At 66.6% G+C, this 17,250-nt stretch carries 20 protein-coding genes and 3 tRNA genes; 10 read left to right on the forward strand and 13 right to left on the reverse strand.

All coding sequences use genetic code 11. From position 1 onward, the window contains the following. Window positions 1–26: 26 nt before the first annotated feature. Genes wzm through CEX87_RS20145 form a run of 4 tightly spaced genes read right to left on the reverse strand, consistent with a single transcriptional unit; the run spans window position 27 to window position 3,117 of the window. Window positions 27–857 carry a galactan export ABC transporter permease subunit Wzm/RfbD gene (gene wzm, locus CEX87_RS20130; RefSeq protein ID WP_064394863.1) on the reverse strand — a complete coding sequence of 277 codons (831 nt, stop codon included), beginning with the start codon at window positions 855–857 and terminating at the stop codon, window positions 27–29. After that, window positions 854–1,813: a galactofuranosyltransferase GlfT1 gene (glfT1, locus tag CEX87_RS20135; protein ID WP_064418456.1), complete on the reverse strand. Its 960-nt coding sequence runs from the start codon at window positions 1,811–1,813 to the stop codon at window positions 854–856. The genes wzm and glfT1 overlap by 4 nt, the downstream gene beginning before the upstream one ends. Further along, complete coding sequence (wzt, locus tag CEX87_RS20140; RefSeq protein WP_064394861.1) at window positions 1,810–2,601, reverse strand: galactan export ABC transporter ATP-binding subunit Wzt/RfbE; 792 nt, start codon at window positions 2,599–2,601, stop codon at window positions 1,810–1,812. Before wzt ends, glfT1 begins: the two co-directional genes overlap by 4 nt. A gap of 9 nt (window positions 2,602–2,610) precedes the next feature. Beyond that, window positions 2,611–3,117, reverse strand: a complete 507-nt coding sequence (locus CEX87_RS20145; RefSeq protein ID WP_064394860.1) for a bacterial proteasome activator family protein — start codon at window positions 3,115–3,117, stop codon at window positions 2,611–2,613. 414 nt (window positions 3,118–3,531) lie between these two features. On the opposite strand from CEX87_RS20145, the gene CEX87_RS20150 reads away from it, so the two are divergent. Continuing rightward, window positions 3,532–4,728, forward strand: coding sequence for a cysteine desulfurase-like protein (locus tag CEX87_RS20150; RefSeq protein ID WP_068196209.1), 1,197 nt, complete (start codon window positions 3,532–3,534; stop codon window positions 4,726–4,728). A gap of 8 nt (window positions 4,729–4,736) precedes the next feature. Here CEX87_RS20150 and CEX87_RS20155 read toward each other — a convergent pair whose 3' ends face one another. Next, entirely contained in the window at window positions 4,737–5,711 is a 975-nt protein-coding gene (locus tag CEX87_RS20155) for an NAD(P)H-quinone oxidoreductase (protein ID WP_068196212.1), read from the reverse strand. Between the two features lie 78 nt (window positions 5,712–5,789). Here CEX87_RS20155 and CEX87_RS20160 point away from each other — a divergent pair, with 78 nt between their 5' ends. Both CEX87_RS20160 and CEX87_RS20165 read left to right on the forward strand, forming a co-directional pair. Further along, window positions 5,790–6,302 (forward strand): MarR family winged helix-turn-helix transcriptional regulator, encoded by a 513-nt coding sequence (locus CEX87_RS20160; RefSeq protein WP_064394906.1) that lies wholly within the window; start codon window positions 5,790–5,792, stop codon window positions 6,300–6,302. 48 nt (window positions 6,303–6,350) lie between these two features. Further along, window positions 6,351–6,437, forward strand: a tRNA-Ser gene (locus CEX87_RS20165). Between the two features lie 11 nt (window positions 6,438–6,448). Here CEX87_RS20165 and CEX87_RS20170 read toward each other — a convergent pair. After that, complete coding sequence (locus tag CEX87_RS20170) at window positions 6,449–6,937, reverse strand: glycine-rich domain-containing protein (protein WP_082962053.1); 489 nt, start codon at window positions 6,935–6,937, stop codon at window positions 6,449–6,451. A 136-nt stretch (window positions 6,938–7,073) separates the two neighbouring features. Between CEX87_RS20170 and CEX87_RS27860 the strand changes: the two genes are divergently transcribed. After that, complete coding sequence (locus tag CEX87_RS27860) at window positions 7,074–7,394, forward strand: hypothetical protein (RefSeq protein WP_197506002.1); 321 nt, start codon at window positions 7,074–7,076, stop codon at window positions 7,392–7,394. Here CEX87_RS27860 and pdxR read toward each other — a convergent pair. Further along, window positions 7,391–8,779 (reverse strand): MocR-like pyridoxine biosynthesis transcription factor PdxR, encoded by a 1,389-nt coding sequence (gene pdxR, locus CEX87_RS20175; RefSeq protein WP_255392418.1) that lies wholly within the window; start codon window positions 8,777–8,779, stop codon window positions 7,391–7,393. The genes CEX87_RS27860 and pdxR overlap by 4 nt on opposite strands. Window positions 8,780–8,822: 43 nt before the next feature. On the opposite strand from pdxR, the gene CEX87_RS20180 reads away from it, so the two are divergent. Both CEX87_RS20180 and CEX87_RS20185 read left to right on the forward strand, forming a co-directional pair. Then, window positions 8,823–9,233, forward strand: coding sequence for a hypothetical protein (locus tag CEX87_RS20180; RefSeq protein WP_064394856.1), 411 nt, complete (start codon window positions 8,823–8,825; stop codon window positions 9,231–9,233). Then, complete coding sequence (locus tag CEX87_RS20185; RefSeq protein ID WP_068196218.1) at window positions 9,233–10,144, forward strand: NAD-dependent epimerase/dehydratase family protein; 912 nt, start codon at window positions 9,233–9,235, stop codon at window positions 10,142–10,144. Before CEX87_RS20180 ends, CEX87_RS20185 begins: the two co-directional genes overlap by 1 nt. A gap of 15 nt (window positions 10,145–10,159) precedes the next feature. Here the strand turns inward: CEX87_RS20185 and CEX87_RS20190 are convergent, their stop codons facing one another. From CEX87_RS20190 to CEX87_RS20205, 4 genes are all read right to left on the reverse strand, one after another. Further along, the gene (locus tag CEX87_RS20190) at window positions 10,160–10,663 is read right to left on the reverse strand and encodes an isoprenylcysteine carboxyl methyltransferase family protein (protein WP_068196222.1); all 504 of its coding nucleotides are present in this window, start codon (window positions 10,661–10,663) and stop codon (window positions 10,160–10,162) included. 9 nt (window positions 10,664–10,672) lie between these two features. After that, complete coding sequence (locus tag CEX87_RS20195; RefSeq protein WP_197506003.1) at window positions 10,673–11,773, reverse strand: type III polyketide synthase; 1,101 nt, start codon at window positions 11,771–11,773, stop codon at window positions 10,673–10,675. 152 nt (window positions 11,774–11,925) lie between these two features. Continuing rightward, on the reverse strand, window positions 11,926–12,741 hold the full coding sequence (locus tag CEX87_RS20200; protein ID WP_068196226.1) for a crotonase/enoyl-CoA hydratase family protein: 816 nt from the start codon (window positions 12,739–12,741) through the stop codon (window positions 11,926–11,928). A 19-nt stretch (window positions 12,742–12,760) separates the two neighbouring features. Continuing rightward, window positions 12,761–13,195 (reverse strand): hypothetical protein, encoded by a 435-nt coding sequence (locus CEX87_RS20205; protein WP_064394903.1) that lies wholly within the window; start codon window positions 13,193–13,195, stop codon window positions 12,761–12,763. Window positions 13,196–13,235: 40 nt separating this feature from the next. On the opposite strand from CEX87_RS20205, the gene CEX87_RS20210 reads away from it, so the two are divergent. Then, window positions 13,236–13,814 carry a TIGR03086 family metal-binding protein gene (locus tag CEX87_RS20210; RefSeq protein WP_068196229.1) on the forward strand — a complete coding sequence of 193 codons (579 nt, stop codon included), beginning with the start codon at window positions 13,236–13,238 and terminating at the stop codon, window positions 13,812–13,814. A gap of 72 nt (window positions 13,815–13,886) precedes the next feature. Here CEX87_RS20210 and CEX87_RS20215 read toward each other — a convergent pair whose 3' ends face one another. Both CEX87_RS20215 and hisC read right to left on the reverse strand, forming a co-directional pair. Continuing rightward, window positions 13,887–14,360: a DUF4334 domain-containing protein gene (locus tag CEX87_RS20215; RefSeq protein WP_094288834.1), complete on the reverse strand. Its 474-nt coding sequence runs from the start codon at window positions 14,358–14,360 to the stop codon at window positions 13,887–13,889. Then, the gene (hisC, locus tag CEX87_RS20220) at window positions 14,357–15,412 is read right to left on the reverse strand and encodes a histidinol-phosphate transaminase (RefSeq protein WP_094288836.1); all 1,056 of its coding nucleotides are present in this window, start codon (window positions 15,410–15,412) and stop codon (window positions 14,357–14,359) included. The genes CEX87_RS20215 and hisC overlap by 4 nt, the downstream gene beginning before the upstream one ends. 83 nt (window positions 15,413–15,495) lie before the next feature. Between hisC and CEX87_RS20225 the strand changes: the two genes are divergently transcribed. The 3 genes from CEX87_RS20225 (at window position 15,496) to tnpB (ending at window position 17,187) form a co-directional block, all read left to right on the forward strand. After that, window positions 15,496–15,587, forward strand: a tRNA-Ser gene (locus CEX87_RS20225). 45 nt (window positions 15,588–15,632) lie between these two features. Beyond that, window positions 15,633–15,705 (forward strand) — tRNA-Arg (locus tag CEX87_RS20230). A gap of 66 nt (window positions 15,706–15,771) precedes the next feature. Continuing rightward, complete coding sequence (gene tnpB / locus CEX87_RS20235; protein WP_094288838.1) at window positions 15,772–17,187, forward strand: IS607 family element RNA-guided endonuclease TnpB; 1,416 nt, start codon at window positions 15,772–15,774, stop codon at window positions 17,185–17,187. Window positions 17,188–17,250 lie beyond the last annotated feature (63 nt).

Raw genomic sequence — 17,250 nt, forward strand, 5'->3', positions numbered from 1 at the left:
GACGCCTGAGTTCCGCGGCGAGGAAGCTACACCCAGTAGGCGACACGGCCGCGGTACTGCCGCATGGCGAACGCCGCGAAGGTCCAGCCGACCACGGTCAGCACGATCACCACCACCCAGTGGCGCAGTTCCTGGTCGGCGCCGAGCAGCGGGGCCCGCACGATGTCGAGATAGTGCAGCAGCGGATTGAGCTCGACGATCTTGGTGTACTGCTCGGCGCCCTGCTGTCGCAGGGTGGACTCGTTCCAGATGATCGGGGTCATGAAGAACAGCAACTGCACCAGGCTGACGAGCAGCGGGCTGATGTCGCGGTAGCGGGTGGCCAGGATGCCGAAGCACAACGCCACCCAGATGCAGTTGAGCACGATCAGACCCAGCGCCGGGATGACCGCCAGGTCCGTCCACTTCCACGGCTTGGGATAGATCATCGCGATGATCACGAAGATGATCATGTTGTGGGCGAACAGGATCATCTGTCGCCACACCAACCGGTAGACGTGCACCGACAGCGGAGTCGGCAACTGTTTGATCAGACCCTCGTTGGCGACGAACACGTCGGCGCCCTCCAGGATCGCCGCGTTGATCAGGTTCCACACGATCAGACCGAGGGTGACGTACGGAAGATGTTCGGACAGCTCGAGTTTGAACAGTTTCGAGTAGAGCAGCCCCATGGCGACAGCGGTGGCACCGGTGGCGATCGTGATCCAGAACGGGCCGAGAACCGAGCGGCGGTAGCGCTGTTTGATGTCCTGCCAGCCGAGGTGCAACCACAGTTCGTGCTTGCCGAAGCCGGCAACCAGGTCGCCCCAGGCCCGGCGCATGGTCTTCGACTGCGCAGCGGCATCGGTGAACGTCACGGCTGAAGCCTCCCGAACCTCTCCTTGCGGCCCATGCGCCGCAACCGAATCCACTCCATCAACCCGGCGGGGTCGCGGCGCGACACCAGGAAAAACCAACCGAAGCGCGCCCACTCCTGCAACTGCAGACGACGCAGCCCGGGCTGGGACAGCAGATATCCGCGGTTGCGGTAGGTATAGAAGCGCTTGGCAGCGTTTTCCGGAAACTGCGTGTGCATTCGGCCGCCGAGGATCGGTTTGAACTCGTCACCGCCCTGCGGATGCAGGTACACCGCGTCGAGGCAGGTGCCGAACGGTAACCCGGAGCGCACCAGCCTGCGGTGTATTTCGGTCTCGTCGCCGCGCACGAACAGGCGCAGATCGGGCACGCCGGTCGCCTCCAGCGTCGACGCGGCGAACAGCGCACCGTTGAACAGTGATGCGATGCCCGGCAACAGTCCCCCGCAAGCGGGAGGTGCCCCCACTGAAGCGGACTCGGTGCGTAACTCGTCGACACGGCGACGCCACACCAGTCCGCGACGCAGGGGGAAGGCCAGCCGCCCGGGATCGTTCATGTCGCAGACCATCGGCGACACCTCGGCAAGTCCGTGGCGCGCGGCGCATGCGATCAGCGTGCCCAGCACCTCCGAGTCGGCCGGGCGGCCGTCGTCGTCGGCCAACCACACCCAGTCCGCGCCGAGCGCCAGAGCATGCAGCATGCCCAACGCGAAACCGCCCGCACCGCCCAGGTTCCGGCGTGATCCGAGATAGGTGGTGGGGATGGGTTGTCCGGCAACCAGTTCGGCGACGCGGTAATCGTCGTCGTTGTCGACGACGATCAGGTGGTCGGGCGCGCGGGTCTGGGCCGCCACCGACTCCAGTGACTTCGCCAGGTCGTCGGGACGACGATGGGTGACCACCACCGCGCAGATGACGGGGCTGGTCGGCTCCTCGGGCAAGCCCTCGTCGGCCGTCATCCCTGGCGCGTCTCTTCGAGCACTTCCCTGACATGCCGGGCGGCGTCCTCGCCCTCATAGGCCCGCACGACGTCCTCGATGCCGCCGGTCATCTTGATCGTGCCGTGGTCGATCCACATCGCGGTGTTGCACAGCCGGGCCAGAAACTCATTGGAGTGGCTGGCGAACACCAGGATCCCGGAGCGCGCGACGAGTTCGGCCAACCGGGTCTGCGCCTTCTTCAGGAACTCGGCGTCGACCGCGCCGATACCCTCGTCGAGCAGCAGGATCTCGGGGTCGATGCTGGTCACCACGCCCATCGCCAGACGCACGCGCATACCGGTGGAGTAGGTGCGCAACGGCATCGACAGGTAGTCCCCGAGCTCGGTGAACTCGGCGATCTCGTCGATCTTGGCCATCATCTGCTTGCGCGTCTGTCCCAGGAACAGGCCGCGGATGATGATGTTCTCGAAGCCGGAGATCTCCGGGTCCATCCCGACGCCGAGGTCGAACACCGGCGCCACCCGGCCGCTCACGGTCGCCACCCCCCGGGTGGGCTCGTAGATACCCGACAGCAGGCGCAGCAGCGTCGACTTGCCCGCACCGTTGTGCCCCACCAGACCCACCCGGTCGCCGAGTTCCAGCGACATGGTGATGTCCCGCAGCGCCTCGATGACCACGACGTTGGAGTCGTTGCGCCCGATCGCGCCGCCGGCCTTACCGAGGAAGGCCTTCTTCAGCGAGCGTGACTTCGCATCGAAGATCGGGAACTCCACCCACGCGTTGCGGGTCTCGATATGTGGGACCAACGCATGCCCCTACAGGTACTGCCCGGTCCCCGGATGCGACGGACCGCCGCCGCGTATCGCCACTCCCGGTGGCAGCGCGCCTTGGCCCCGCATCTGCTCCAGCTGCTGTCGCGCCGCCATCTGCTGGGCGAACAGCGCGGTCTGGATGCCGTGAAACAGGCCCTCCAGCCAGCCCACCAGCTGGGCCTGCGCGATGCGCAGCTCGGCGTCCGAGGGTACGGCCTCTTCGGTGAACGGCAGCGTGAGCCGCTCGAGCTCGTCGCGCAACTCGGGGGCCAGGCCGTCCTCGAGTTCGGTGATGCTCGTGCGGTGGATCTCCCGGAGCCGATTGCGGCTGGCCTCGTCGAGCGGAGCTGCGCGCACCTCCTCGAGGAGCTGCTTGATCATGGTGCCGATCCGCATCACCTTCGCCGGTTGCTCGACGAGGTCGGTCAGCGACCTGCCGTCCTTTTCCTCGTCGGTCTCGGCTCCGGTGTCGGCTCCGCTGATGATCTCGATGTTGTCGTCGTCGGTCATACTCCCTGCGTTCCCTCTAATCTCCACGGCATTCGTCGCGCAAGCCTCGCGTTGCCTTCGACCGCGAACCAACTAGCGACACTAGTCGGGTCGTGCGCGGGGCGGTCCCCACGCTGCGCACAGGCGAACCCCGGTCGGTGACCGCAAACCGGTCGCTCGAACAACTTCGGCAACTCAGCAAACGGCTTCACCGGCGGCCACCGTCGCGAATATGCAGGCAAGTTAACTCGACACGGCCTTCTGGCGGAGTGGCGGGCGTGAGCAGCAACGACAACGGGTTTAGCACTCCGAACGCCAAGGTCACTGGACTAGTATGGCTGCCCAGCAGACCCAGTCCGACATGGCGGGTCGGGCCGAGTATCGGCCAGAATCGTGTGGGTTCGCGAACTCACGGATGCTCGAAGGTGGGCTGGCATGGCATACGACGTCGCCCGGGTGCGCGGTTTGCACCCTTCTCTGGGCGACGGGTGGGTGCGTTTCGACGCCCAGCACGGCATGTTGTTGCCCGACACCGTCGGCCGCGCGGTGTCCACGGCGTTCCGCGGGTCGATGGCCACCCCGGTCGGTCCGCACCCCTCGGCGCAGCGCAGCGCCGCAGTGCTGGAGGCCGCCCGGCTGGCCGTGGCCGATCTGGTCAACGCCGATCCGCGCGGTGTGGTTCTGGGCGCCGACCGGGCGATCCTGCTGACCTCGCTGGCGGACGCGTCGTCGTCGCGTGTCGGCCTCGGCTACGAAGTGGTGGTCACCCGTCTGGATGACGAGGCGAACATCGCGCCATGGCTGCGCGCCGCGAATCGCTATGGCGCCAAGGTCAAGTGGGCAGAGGTCGACATCGAGACCGGCGAACTGCCCAGCTGGCAATGGGAGAGCCTGGTCACCAAGCCGACCCGCTTGGTCGCAATCACTTCTGCCTCTTCGACTTTGGGTACCGTGACCGACCTGCGCGCGGTGACGAAACTGGCACACGATCAGGGCGCACTGGTGGTCGTCGACCACTCCGCGGCCGCGCCCTACCAGTTGATCGACATCGACGAGATCGACGCGGACGTGGTGGCGGTCAACGCATTGGCGTGGGGCGGTCCGCCCATCGGAGCCCTGGTCTTTCGCGATCCCTCGCTCATCGACTCCTTCGGTTCGGTATCGCTGGATCCGGACGCAAGCGGAGCGGCGCGGCTCGAAGTCGGCGCGCACCAGTTCGGTCTGCTGGCCGGAGTGGTGGCCAGCATCGAGTACCTTGCGTCCCTGGACGAGAACGCGCGCGGTACGCGCCGCGAACGCCTCGCGATCTCGATGCACTCCGCGAACGCCTATATGAGCCGGCTTTTCGACTATCTGCTGATCTCGCTGCGATCGCTGTCGACGGTGATGGTCATCGGTGCGCCCGAATCGCGAATCCCCGTGCTCAGTTTCGCGGTCAACGGCGTGCCCGCCGAGCGGGTGGTTCAGCGCCTGGCCGACAACGGCATCCTGGCGATATCGAATGCGAGTTCGCGCGTGCTGGACGTCATCGGCGTCAACGACATCGGCGGCGCGGTGACGGTCGGACTGGCGCACTACACGACCACCGCCGAGGTCGATCAGCTGGTGCGCGCGCTCGCTTCGCTGGGCTGACGGCCGCGCTAATCCGCTACGCGCAGAAGCACTTTCCCCGATACCTCGCCCGACTGCAGAAGCTCGTGCGCCGCCCCGGCTTCCTGCACCGGGTACTCCGCACCGATGATCGGGCCCACCTCACCGCGTTCGATCATCGGCCACACGTTGGCCACCACCGCGGCGACGACGTCGCTCTTGCTCCCCTTGCCGCTCACCGGGCGCGCGCGAAGAGCGGTGGCGATGACGCCCGCGCGCTTGCCGAGCAGCTTGCCGATGTTGAGTTCGGCCTTCACACCGCCCTGCATCCCGATGATCACCACCCGACCGTCGTTGGCGAGCGCATCGATGTTGCGGTCGAGGTAGGCCGCGCCCATGATGTCGAGGATCACGTCGGCGCCGCCCTCGGCCCTGACGCGTTCGACGAAGTCCTCGTCGCGGTAGTTGATCGTCACCTCGGCCCCGAGCTCGGCGCACAGGTCCAGCTTGTGGGCGGACCCGGCGGTTACCGCCACGCGGCAGCCGAGCGCGCGGGCCACCTGGATCGCGTGGGTGCCGATGCCGCTGGCACCCCCGTGTATGAGGACGAGCTGGCCCGCCGTCAAGCCCGCGGTCATCACCAGGTTCGACCACACGGTGCAGGCCACCTCGGGTAAACCGGCAGCTTCGTGCAGCGGCACAGACTCCGGAACCGCCATCACCTGCCCGGCCGGCACAGCCACATACTCGGCGTAGCCCCCGCCCGCCAGCAACGCGCAGACCTGTTGTCCGGCCGTCCAATCGGAGGCCTTCTCGCCGACCGCCGCGACCGTTCCCGAGACTTCGAGGCCGAGGGTTTCGCTGGCGCCCGGCGGCGGCGGGTATTTGCCCACGGCCTGCAAAAGGTCGGCCCGATTGATGCCGGCAGAGGCGACCTTGATCAGAATTTCGCCCTCGTCCGGCGTGATGTCGGGAACCTCTTGCCAGGTCAATCGGCCCTCCGGGCCGGCGACGATTGCATGCATCCCGATAACGCTACTAGCCTGCGTCGACAGTCTCACGAATTAGTCGCCAGCAATGTGATGGCCGTTTACTATGGCCGCATGGAGGGGATTATTGCGGGTCGTACCGCGGGGGATATGCCGGGGCTGGACATCGCGGAGCAGCGGTCCTGGCAAAATTTTTTGGATGCCGCGCTCCGGCTGTATGCGACCTTGAATCGGTCGCTGGTGGATAAGCATCATCTGACGCTCAACGACGTCAGACTGCTCGACATCCTGGACAAGTCACCGACGGGATCGGCCCGCATGGGCGATCTCGCCGAGGGCTTGATGTCGTTGCCGAGCCGGGTCACCCGGCAGATCCGCCGCCTGGAGATGCAGGGCCTGGTTCGCCGGGGAGCCAGTCCCGACGACGGCCGTGGCGTGCTCGCCAGCATCACCGACGAGGGGCGGACCGCGGTACGCGACGCGATGGTCACCTACGGCGAGAGCGTGCGGGCGCACTTTCTCGACCGGCTGTCGCGGCCCCAGGTCGCGGCGATCGGTGAGAACTGCAGGCGGATCAGCGTCGGGCTCAAGAACGGGTCGATGAACGCCAAGCTCGGCCGCGTCTGAGGGGATTCGCCGTCGCGACGGTGTGAGCCGCCCCGTACTCTTGTCGGCGGTGGCGTGGCAGAGCGGCCTAATGCACTCGCCTTGAAAGCGAGAGACGGCTAACACCGTCCGGGGGTTCAAATCCCTCCGCCACCGCTGGTCTCACCTCAGCTTCGATTGGTCACTGCCGACTCGACCGTGCTGACCAGGGCGGCATCGACGCCCCATGGCTTGTCCACCCCGACACGCTCGTCGAGATCCCACAGGACGCACTTCTCGCCCGGCATCGCCACCATCGACCACGCGACGACGGTTCTGCGGAGCTGTTCGCCCGGCGGGTCGACAAGAGCATTCGGGGGCGCACCACCGTCGGGGTGGTGGTGTAGAAATCGGCCGTATGCATCCGTGCAGAACGTCGAATACCTTGCGGTGCAGAGGATCAGACCGTGCCATGCCTCGTCGACGGCGCGGGAGGGCATCCCGATCACCTGGTCGTCACGTAGCGCAGGCGCGCAACATCGCAGCCACTGCCGCAGACCGACCGCTATGAGCTCACGCGGTTGCCACGGGCACGTCTTGAACACCGCCTCGGGCAACTCGAGCCGGGCGACGGCGGCATATAGCCGATCGGAGTCACTCCTGCGTGACCGCAGCACAGAATCACTGTAGGCGCGGCGTGGGCCGTTGAACATAAGCGGTGGCCGGGCCGCCACTCTGGCGGATGGTGTTCCTCACCGAATCCACACCAAATCGAGAGCATCTCGGGGACCGGGCGCGGCGTAGCATCCCTCTATGAGTACAGCGGTGGTAGTGATCACCGTCTCGTTGGTGGCGGTGATCCTCGTTGGCGCGGCGGTGATCTTGCTCGTAGCTAGTCGCGTCGGCCAGCGCCGCGCTGAGTCGGCGGGGGACCGATACCGCAGGGAGATGGGGGATCTCCACAGTCTGCGCAACAGGCGGATGACAAAGGCGCAACGGCGTCGAAAGCGTTGGGCGGCGGGAACTGCGGCGGCAGCCGGTCTCGGCTACACCGACTCCGGTGGCGGCTGGGACGGCGGAGGTTGCGGTGGCGGCGGCTGTGGCGGTGGAGGTTGTGGCGGCGGCGGAGCTTAGGGCATAGCGCCGGCCAACACTCGCACGCCCAAATCGATCTGGGACTCAGTGAGATTGGCGTAGCCGAGGAGCAGGCCAGGCGGCGCCGAGGCGGGGTTGGCGTAGCACGGTGCGAGCGGTTCGACCCGCACACGTTGTTCGGCGGCCAGCCGTACGAGGCCGTCGATCGGGAACCCGTCGGGGAAGCGCACCGTCAGGTGGACGCCAGCCGCGGCGCCGAGGACGGTTGCTTGCGGCAGGTGCCGGCCGAGTGCCCCCAGCAGGGCATTGCGGCGGATCAGGTACCGGCGCCGCATCTGGCGCAGATGCCTGTCGTATCCGCCTGATCTCAGCAGCTGCGCGAACGCCAACTGGTCCATCACCGAACTCCCGGTGTCCGCAAGACCTTTGGCCACTTTGACCGCGCCGACGAGATGTGCGGGCAGCACCATCCAGCCGATGCGGAGGCCGGGCGCCAGGGTCTTGCTGGTCGAGCCGACGTAGATGACGCGGTCGGGCGCGATTCCCTGCAACGCGCCGACGGGTGCCCGGTCGTAGCGGTATTCGGCGTCGTAGTCGTCCTCGATCACCAGATGTCCGGCTCGGACCCACTCCATCAGCTCAGTGCGCCGCGGGGCCGACAGCGCGACCCCGGTCGGGGACTGGTGCGCGGGGGTGGTCAGGACTGCGTCGGCACCGCTGGCCGCCAGCGCGCCGACATCGAGCCCATCTTCGTCGACCGGAACAGGAACCGGTTCAATACCGTTGTTACGCAGCACCATTCGGTGCAGCCAGAATCCCGGGTCCTCCATGGCCAGTGAGGATGTCGGCAATGACCGGGCGAGCAGCGCGATGGCCTGTGTCGCTCCGGAGCACAGCACAATGTGTTGCGGTTCGGCGAGCACACCGCGGACGCGTCGCAAATAGTCGGCCACCGCAACGCGCGTGGTGAACAGCCCCTGAGGCGCCACGTAACCGAATGCATCCGCGCCGATCTCGGCCAGGCCCTGCTTCAGCGCCCGCAGCCAGGCGTCGCGAGGAAAGCTGTGCAGATCCGGCGACCCCGGCAGGAAGTCGATGTCGTAGCGTGCCGTCGGCCCGGGCTCACCGCGGGAGGGCCGGTCGACGGTGTCGACCGTGGCGACCACGGTGCCCGACCCGTGCCTGCTGTGCAGGAACCCTTCGGCGACGAGTTGACTGTAGGCATCGACCACGAGCCGACGGGACACTCCCAGGTCGGTGGCGAGCAGGCGACTGGACGGCAGGCGGGTGCCCGGCGTGAGGCGGCCCGTTCGGATGGCCGTCCGCAGTCCGTCAGCCAGTTGGCGGTGTAACGGATCGGTGGCGTCGCGGTCGAGTTCCAGCAGCAGCTCCGGACCCGAAGTGGTACCCGATTTCGCTGTCAAAGTGGTGCCTATCTTGAGGCCAGTGGCGAACTAGCGTGACCGTATGACATCGACACCGACGCGCACAAGGGCGGGGTTCGTCGAGGTGACGCTCATCGTGTTCGGGCTCTACGCCTTGTCCGTGGGGCTGTTCATGATGTTCGCCCCTGGCGCGTTCTTCGACACGCTCGGCAACTTCGGCACGCGCAATGACCACTACATCTTCGACAACGCCACCTTCGAGATCCCGCAGGGGCTCATGCTGCTCGCCGCGGTCCGGTGGCCGCGGTGGCGCACTCCCGCACTGGCATTCGCGACGCTGCACTGGGCGCTGCACTCGCTCAGCCACATCATCGACCCGCACCACGGAGCGGGTGACTGGATCGGGTGGCTGGAGGCCGGCGGTCTGGTGTTCACCACCGTGATCCTGGCGATCGCATTGCGCGCCAGCGTCATCGCCGATAGGAGGCCGTGATGCGAGTCCTGGTTGCCGGCGCGACGAGTGTGCCTGGTGTCCCGCTGCTGCGTGAACTCGTCACCTGCGGCCACGAGGTCGTCGGGCTGACGCGGTCACCGAACAAGGCGGGCGCGATCACGGCTGCGGGCGCCAGGCCCGTCGTCGCCGACGTGTTCGACGGCGACGATATCGACAAGGCGGTCGCCGACTTCGGTCCGGAGGTGGTGGTTTCGCTGCTGACCACGCTGCCGAAGCGGGGACCGATGCGGGTCAGCGACTTTGAGCCCGCGAGAAGACTGTGGGGTACCGGTGCACCGAACCTGCTGGCCGCGGCGCAACGTGCCGGCGTCCGACGCGTCGTCGCCGAATCCGTGATGTACGCCTACGGTTATCCGACCACCGGTCCGGCGTTGCTGGACGAGAGCGATCCCTACCCCGGACCGGCCCCGCGTGGCGGAGAGGCGATGCTGGCCGCGCTGCGCGGGATGGAGCAGAAGGTCCTGGCGTCCGGTGGACACAGTGACACCGAGGGAATCGTGTTGCGCTACGGCGCTTTCTACGGCCCGGGCGTGCCGCACGACGAGTTGTTCGCGCGGATGGCGCGATTCCGCGTGGCGCTGGACATGGGTGGTAGCGGCATCGTGTCCTGGATCCACATCGACGACGTCGTGAGTGCTACGGCGGCCGCACTCGACCGTGGACGGGGCGGCGAGATCTACAACATCGTCGACGACCGACCGCAGTCGTTCAACGGCTACATCCGGGAGCTCGGCGAGAAGCTCGGGCGGCCTCGACAGCTGCGCATCCCGCGAGCGGCGGTCAGACTCGCCGCGCCCTACGGCGTCACCGCGTTCGGCGACATCTGGCTTCCGCTGTCGAACGCCAAGGCCAAGGCCGAACTTGGGTGGACGCCCGTTCCTCGGGTCTGACTCCTCGGCCCCGGCTCACCCGTACCCCAGCGCGGCGTTCTCGGCCCGGATGCGGACGTTGAGCACCAGGGCGTTGGCGGCGGTGAAAACGACCGCGGTCAGCCACGCCGAGTGGACCAGCGGCAGGGCCGCGACCTCGACCACCACTGCGGTGTAGTTCGGGTGGTGCAGCCACCGATACGGGCCGCGGTGCACGAGCGGCGCTCCCGGGATCACGATGAGCCGGGGGTTCCACCGTCTGCCCAACACCGCGACGCACCACCACCGCAGCGCTGTGCTCGCGCAGACGATGGCCACCATCGGCCATCCGAGCAGGGGGATGAACGGTCTGTGCAGGACCGCCACCTCGGCGATACACGACGCGAGCAGCAGCGTGTGCATGCCGACCATCACCGGATAGTGGCCTTGGCCGAATTCCCTGCCGCCGTTGGCAAGAGACCACCGCGTGTTGCGCCATGACACCACCAACTCGACCAGTCGTTCCAGTCCGATCGCGAGGATGAACAGGTAGTACGCCATGTCGATTCCTCACCACTTCAGCAGGAGCAGCTCGAAGCTGAAGCCCGGACCCATCGCCAGCAACACACCGAACGATCCTGGGGCAGGTGGCGAGGCGAGCGTGCGGTGCAGCACATCAAGCACCGACGCCGACGAGAAGTTCCCGTTCTCCCGCATCGAGTTTCGGCTGTGGGTGTTGGCCTCCGGCGGCAGGCCGATCGCGTTGTCGATCGCATCCAGCACCTTGGGACCGCCGGGATGGCAGACCCACGCGGCGATGTCGCCCACCGTGAGGCCGTGGTCACCGAGGAACCGGGTGACCTCCTCGTCGAGGTAGTTCGCGGCCATGTGCGGGACTTCGCGAGACATCACCAGCCCGAAGCCATTTGAGGTGACGTTCCACCCCATGACGTCGACCGTGTCCGGAAACAGCCGGCTCCTGGTCGCGAGCAGCGCGGGCGCGTGCGCGATCGTCGGTGGAATGCGGTCGGCGCCCGAGACCACGACCGCCGCCGCGCCGTCGCCGAACAGGCAGGCACCGATCAGGGCGGGGATCGACGTGTCGTCGCGTTGCAACGTCAGTGAGCACAGTTCGACGGACAGCAGGACCGCGACGTCGGAGGGAAAGCCCCGCAGGTAGTCGTGCACGCGTGACATGCCGGCTGCGCCTGCGACACAACCCAATCCGAACAACGGTATCCGCTTGACGTCTGGTCGCAACCCGATCCGGGATGCCACCCGAGCGTCGACGGTGGGCACGGCGACGCCGGTGCTCGATACGAACACGATGGCGTCGACTTCATCCGGCGTGACGTGTGCCGCCTCGAGCGCGGACCGCACGGCCCGCTCCCCGAGGTCGACGGCCACCTCGATGTAGGCGTTGTTCGCCTCGGTGAAGCCCGACAACTTCGGGTAGCGAGATAGCGGAAGCGAGAGACTGCGGCTCTGCACACCACTGCTCTGCGCGAACCGGAGGAACTCCGGGCCGCCGATGCCGGTGAGCATCGAAGCGACGTCACTTTGTTCGTAGCGATTTGAGGTGAACGCCACCGCGGTGCCCTCGATTCGGGGTGCACTGATTCGTTGGATCGCGCTGCGATCGAGCGACGCGAAATCTGTTGTATCTGTCATGTCGTGCAGAACGCCGCTGCAGCCAGGAATGGTGCCCAAGGTGACGCATCGCACAGCGATATCGCTGAAATCGATTGCGCTAGAAGGGATTCGGTACTACCGATTCCTGAAAGCGAGCCGGGAACGCGGTGGGAATGTGCTGGGAGTCAACGCTATTCGCCGGTGAACTTCGGCGGGCGCTTCTCGAACATCGCGGTCACCGCCTCGCCCAGATCCTTCGATGGCAGGAATGCCGAATTCCACGCGGCCACATAGCGCAAGCTCTCCGACACCCGGGCGATGCGCTGCTGATCGAGCACATCCTTGATGCCGTACACCGTCAGCGGCGGGTTGGCGGCGATCTCGGCGGCCGTGGCGTGCGCCCCCGCAAGCGAGGCGTCGGCGTCGTCGTAGACGTCGTTGACCAGACCGATCTTCTCGGCGCGGGCGGCGTCGATGTCCTTGCCCGTCAGCGTCAGTTCGCGAAGGTGCCCGTCGGACAGGATCAGCGGGAGCCGCGCCAGCGAACCCACGTCGGCGACGATCGCCAGCTTCACCTCGCGGACGGAGAACTTCGCGTCGGCACTGGCGTAGCGGATGTCCACGGCGCTGATCAGGTCCACGCCGCCGCCGATGCACCAGCCGTGCACCGAGGCGATGGTGGGGGTGCGGCAGTCGGCGACCGCGTTGATCGCGCCCTGCATCTTCGTCAGCGTGGTGTGGAATCCGAGGCGGCCCTTGGCGCCGGCATCGCGGCCGGGCATGGTGGCGCCCATCGCGGCCAGGTCGAGCCCGTAGCTGAAGTTGCGGCCCGAGCCGGTCAGCACGATCGCGCGCACCTCCGGATCGGCGTCGAGCGTCCCGAACACCTCGGGCAACTCGGCCCAGAACGCCGGGCCCATGGCGTTGCCCTTGCCTGGCCCGATCAGCGTCACCCGCGCGACGTGATCGGAGATGTCAACGGTGACGGATTCGTAGGTCTCGCCCATGGGGCAACACGCTAGTTCGTCACGGCGGCGGCTTGCCCAGGAGCACCTCGTTCACGGTGGCGCTGGGCAGGAACTGGCAGGCGGCGTCGACCAGCATCTGACCGATGCCCTCCCCGTCGGGACCGAGCGGGTTGCCCTCCTGGTTGAGGATCTCGCGGATCACCGCGACCTGGGTCGCCTCGTCGAGCCCGTTGTACTCCGAGCACTGCATGGACAAGGCGTTCGGCGGCGCGGGGACGACCGGGACGTCGGTGTTACGCGTGGGCAGGGGAATGTCGGGAAGCCCGATATCGGGCAGCCCAGGAATCGACGGCGACGTCGGCCTCGCCGGGGAGGTCAACGGCGGCCCCGGCTCGGTGGTCATCGCGACGGAGCCCTCCGTGGTGCGCTGGCATCCCGTCGCGACCCCGACGAGAACCAGCGCCACTGCCGCCACTCGCACGTGCGTTTTCATCACGGCAACGATATGCCCATCGGCGACGTAGCGTGGCGTCATGCCCGACGACTTGCGTGCCGGACCCGATTCGCCGCCGACCGACGAACTGCGCAGCGCGGAGAAGTCGTTCGCCGTGTTGCAGCACGTGCTGCACGGCATCGCCGCCGACGATCTGCACAAGCAGACGCCGTGCCGAGAGTTCGACGTCGCAGCGTTGACTGACCACCTGCTGAATTCGATCACCATGCTCGGCGCGATGGCGGGCGCGCAGTTCACTGAGCGCGACCGCGACGCGCCGATCGAGCAGCAGGTGGTGTTCTCGGCGCGGTCAGCGCTGGACGCCTGGCGGCGGCGGGGGCTGGACGGCACCGTGGACTTCGGCGGGAACGACGTGCCGGCCCGGATGATGGTCGGCGTGCTGTCGATCGAGTTTCTGGTGCACGCGTGGGATTACTCGGCAGCGATCGGGCGCGACGTCAACGCCCCCGAGTCGTTGTCAGATTACGTGCTGGGGCTGGCCCGCAAGATCATCACGCCGGAGGGTCGGGTCAACGCCGGTTTCGACGATCCGATCGACGTGCCCGCCGACGCCGGGGCGCTGACCCGGTTGCTTGCCTATACCGGTCGGCAGCCCTAGCCGTTTCGCGAGACGTACACCAGGGCTGTAGATCGCCCGCCCCTCACGACCCTGATGTTCGTCTCGCGAGCGCTATACCCGCTCGAGGTAGAAGTACAGGTGCCTGGGTGTACCGGAGCTGGTGTCGAGCGCGCCCTTGCCGTTCATAATGCCGACGACGGCGTTCTCGTCGACGACCTTGAAGTGGTCGTGCACGGGTGCGCCGTCGTAGACCATCGAGGCCGTCACCTCGCCGCGGAACTCCTCCATCCACAGGCTGGCCTCACCCTTCATCGCCTCGGTGTTGGAGAACTTGTTGCCGTCGGCGTCCAGGCACACCAGAGGTTTGGCGTCGGTGGCGGAGTGGAAGGTCTTGCCGAACCAGTTGAGCCGCTCCATGAACCCGTTGGCCTTGTGGCCGGTGTGGAATTCGCCGCCCTTCCACTCGCCGATCATGAAGTCGATGGTGGCGGGCTGCAGCGTCGCCCAGAACTCGTCGAGTTCGGCATCGGAGATGGTGCCGGTGCGCTCCTTGAGCTCGGCGAAGGTCTCGCGGGCGTCGATCATGACTGTCCAATCCATCGGCGGGCGAAATCGAGGAACGCATCGTTCTCGTGGGTCGCGGCGACGGTGACGCGCACTCCGTCGTCGCCGTAGGGCCGCACGATGATGCGGCTGTCCGCCGACGCCTCGGCGAACTGCTGGGCCTGCCCGGGCAAGGGGAGCCAGACGAAGTTGGCCTGCGAGTCGGGCACGGTGTAGCCGGTTGCGCGCAGTTCCGCGGTGACCCGGGCGCGTTCGGCGACGACGGTGTCGGTGCGCTCGAGCAGTTCGTCGGCGGCGTCGAGGGATGCGATCGCGGCGGCCTGCGAGACGCTGGTCGCGGTGAACGGCACGTACACCTTCCCGATCGCGGTGATGAGGTCCGGGTCGCCTACGGCGTAACCTACCCGCAGACCGGCCAGGCCGTAGGCCTTCGAAAACGTTCGTAACACAACGAGGTTGGGATGGGCACGAACCAGACCCAGGCTGTCGGGCACCATCGGCTCGCGGATGTACTCGACGTAGGCCTCGTCCAGCGCGATCGCGATATGCGGCGGCACCGCGGCGACGAAGCGGGCGAGCGCGTCGGGCGTCACGACGGTGCCCGTCGGGTTGTTCGGATTGCACACGAAGATCAGCCGGGTGCGGTCGGTGATCGCGGCCAGCATGGCGTCGAGGTCGTGCGTGTGGTCGGTCAGCGGCACCGGCACCGGTGTGGCCCCCGCCGTTCGCACCTGCAGCGGGTAAATCTCGAAGCTGCGCCAACCGAACACCACCTCGTCGCCGACGGTCGAGGTGATCTGGATCAACTGCTGACACAGGCTGACCGACCCGCAGCCCACCGAGATGTGCTCGGGGGCGAAGTTGACGTGTTTGGCGAGCCGCTCGCGAAGCTCGACGTAGCCGTTGTCCGGGTAGCGGTTGATGTTGTCGACGGCGCCGGAGATCGCGGCCCGCACGCTCGGAAGCGGGGGACCAACGGTCTCGTTGCTGGCGATCTTGATTGCGCCGGGAACGGTCCGGCCGGGGGTGTAGGCGGGCAGATCAGCCAGTTCGGGGCGCAGCCGGACGGTCACTGCACCAGTTTATGGGTCGGCCGAATGCGCTTTGCCTCGCGCGGTAGCCCATGTGTACGCTGTCGGATCGGCGGTAATCGTCGGGAGGCGTGCCAGAGCGGCCGAATGGGGCTCACTGCTAATGAGTTGTCGCCCTCAAAGGCGACCGGAGGTTCAAATCCTCTCGCCTCCGCCACGGCTGACCCGTCAGCCGCACAACTGAACACTGAAGAAAGATCATGCGCCCGTAGCTCAACGGATAGAGCATCTGACTACGGATCAGAAGGTTGGGAGTTCGAGTCTCTCCGGGCGCGCCCATTGAATCGGTTCCATCCGCCGGTAACTGGGGGCATGTCGGACCCTCGTGAAACGCTCCGCTCATGGTTCGTGGGGAAACAGCAAGCGAGCACTGCGGCACCGACCCTTATGCAAGCGGGTCAGTAATCCGGGCGTACCGATTCGCGCTCGATCCCGGACCGCTGCAAGAAGAGCAGCTGCGATCACACTGTGGTGCACAGCGGTTCGCGTACAACTGGGCTTTGCGCCTAGTCAAAGCAAATCTGGAGCAGCGGTCAGCGGAGCGCACGTACGGAATCGCTGACAGTGAACTGACCCCAGCGCTGAACTGGTCGGCATATAGCCTGCGTAGAACGTGGAACACCATCAAGGACGACGTCGCGCCATGGTGGCGGGAGAACTCGAAGGAGGCGTACTCCTCCGGTCTGGCCAACCTGGCGACAGCGTTGAATAACTGGGCTGTCTCTCAATCAGGCGATCGCCAGGGAAGACCGATGCGATTCCCTCGGTTCAAGACCAAGAAGAGTCAACTGTCGTGCCGATTCACTACTGGCGCTTTTGGTCTCGTCGATACAGATCGGAGGCACGTCAAGCTGCCCCGTATCGGGCGGGTTCGCACGCACGAATCGACTCGAAAACTCGCCCGACGCGTCGACAGAGGATCGGCGCGGATCAGGTCGGCTACTGTCACCTATGCCCGCGGCCGATGGTTCGTCGCCTTTTCCGTCGAGGTATACGACTCTCCCGCGCCTGGAACACGTTCGCGTCCCGTCGTCGGCGTGGATTTCGGTCTCTGCAATCTCGCGGTGCTGTCAACCCCTGTTCCGGGCATCTCCGATACCCACGGAGTGATCCCGAACCCGGTTCTATACGAGGGCTCGCTGAAGAAACTGCGTCGGTTGCAGCGCAAGGCCGCTAGGCGCATCGGGCCGGAGCGTCGTACTGGAAGAGCTCCGTCTCGCCGGTGGGCACGGGCCATGTCAGATGTTGAGCGCCAGCATGCTCGGATCGCAAATCATCGGGCCGCCACTTTGCATCGGTTGACGACCGCTCTTGCGGAACGCTTCGAGGCTGTCGTGATCGAAGACCTCAACGTCGCGGGCATGCTGCGCAACCGGCAGCTGGCGCGCCGGATTTCTGCTGCGGGTTGGGGTGAACTGCGACGACAGTTGGAATACAAGACTTGCTGGAGGGGAGGAACCTTGCTGGTCGCTGACCGGTTCTACCCCAGTTCCAAGACCTGTTCGGGGTGCGGCGCGGTGAGAGCCAACCTGCGTCTGTCCCAGCGGACGTTCTCCTGCGATGCATGTGGGATGTCGATGGATCGCGATCGAAACGCTGCCCGCAACCTGGCCGCACTGGCGCACCGGGTCGCTGGTGGAGCGTCCTCCCCGAGTTGCGGGGCGACGAAAAACGAGCCCGCTGGAAACCCACGGGAAGACGGCCGTCGTGGCCGTGGGTACTGCCACGGGAAGCCCCTTGAGGGCAACGTCGCGTGAGAAATCACCCGACTGCCAGCGGCTTGCGGCCTTTATCCGCAATCGCAGCAACGGTTCGAATCC

The sequence above is a fragment of the Mycobacterium lehmannii genome, assembly GCF_002245535.1.
Taxonomy (GTDB): Bacteria; Actinomycetota; Actinomycetes; order Mycobacteriales; family Mycobacteriaceae; genus Mycobacterium; species Mycobacterium lehmannii.

What these genes read in the sequence shown, in the direction of transcription:
- CEX87_RS20200 (WP_068196226.1), bottom strand. Translation starts at nt 12,741, where the DNA reads ATGGGCGAGACCTACGAATCCGTCACCGTTGACATCTCCGATCACGTC.
- CEX87_RS20205 (WP_064394903.1), bottom strand. Translation starts at nt 13,195, where the DNA reads ATGAAAACGCACGTGCGAGTGGCGGCAGTGGCGCTGGTTCTCGTCGGG.
- CEX87_RS20185 (WP_068196218.1), top strand. Translation starts at nt 9,233, where the DNA reads ATGCGAGTCCTGGTTGCCGGCGCGACGAGTGTGCCTGGTGTCCCGCTG.
- CEX87_RS20160 (WP_064394906.1), top strand. Translation starts at nt 5,790, where the DNA reads ATGGAGGGGATTATTGCGGGTCGTACCGCGGGGGATATGCCGGGGCTG.
- CEX87_RS20150 (WP_068196209.1), top strand. Translation starts at nt 3,532, where the DNA reads ATGGCATACGACGTCGCCCGGGTGCGCGGTTTGCACCCTTCTCTGGGC.
- glfT1 (WP_064418456.1), bottom strand. Translation starts at nt 1,813, where the DNA reads ATGACGGCCGACGAGGGCTTGCCCGAGGAGCCGACCAGCCCCGTCATC.
- tnpB (WP_094288838.1), top strand. Translation starts at nt 15,772, where the DNA reads ATGGTTCGTGGGGAAACAGCAAGCGAGCACTGCGGCACCGACCCTTAT.
- CEX87_RS20195 (WP_197506003.1), bottom strand. Translation starts at nt 11,773, where the DNA reads ATGACAGATACAACAGATTTCGCGTCGCTCGATCGCAGCGCGATCCAA.
- CEX87_RS20210 (WP_068196229.1), top strand. Translation starts at nt 13,236, where the DNA reads ATGCCCGACGACTTGCGTGCCGGACCCGATTCGCCGCCGACCGACGAA.
- CEX87_RS27860 (WP_197506002.1), top strand. Translation starts at nt 7,074, where the DNA reads ATGAGTACAGCGGTGGTAGTGATCACCGTCTCGTTGGTGGCGGTGATC.
- CEX87_RS20215 (WP_094288834.1), bottom strand. Translation starts at nt 14,360, where the DNA reads ATGATCGACGCCCGCGAGACCTTCGCCGAGCTCAAGGAGCGCACCGGC.
- CEX87_RS20190 (WP_068196222.1), bottom strand. Translation starts at nt 10,663, where the DNA reads ATGGCGTACTACCTGTTCATCCTCGCGATCGGACTGGAACGACTGGTC.
- CEX87_RS20180 (WP_064394856.1), top strand. Translation starts at nt 8,823, where the DNA reads ATGACATCGACACCGACGCGCACAAGGGCGGGGTTCGTCGAGGTGACG.
- CEX87_RS20155 (WP_068196212.1), bottom strand. Translation starts at nt 5,711, where the DNA reads ATGCATGCAATCGTCGCCGGCCCGGAGGGCCGATTGACCTGGCAAGAG.
- CEX87_RS20145 (WP_064394860.1), bottom strand. Translation starts at nt 3,117, where the DNA reads ATGACCGACGACGACAACATCGAGATCATCAGCGGAGCCGACACCGGA.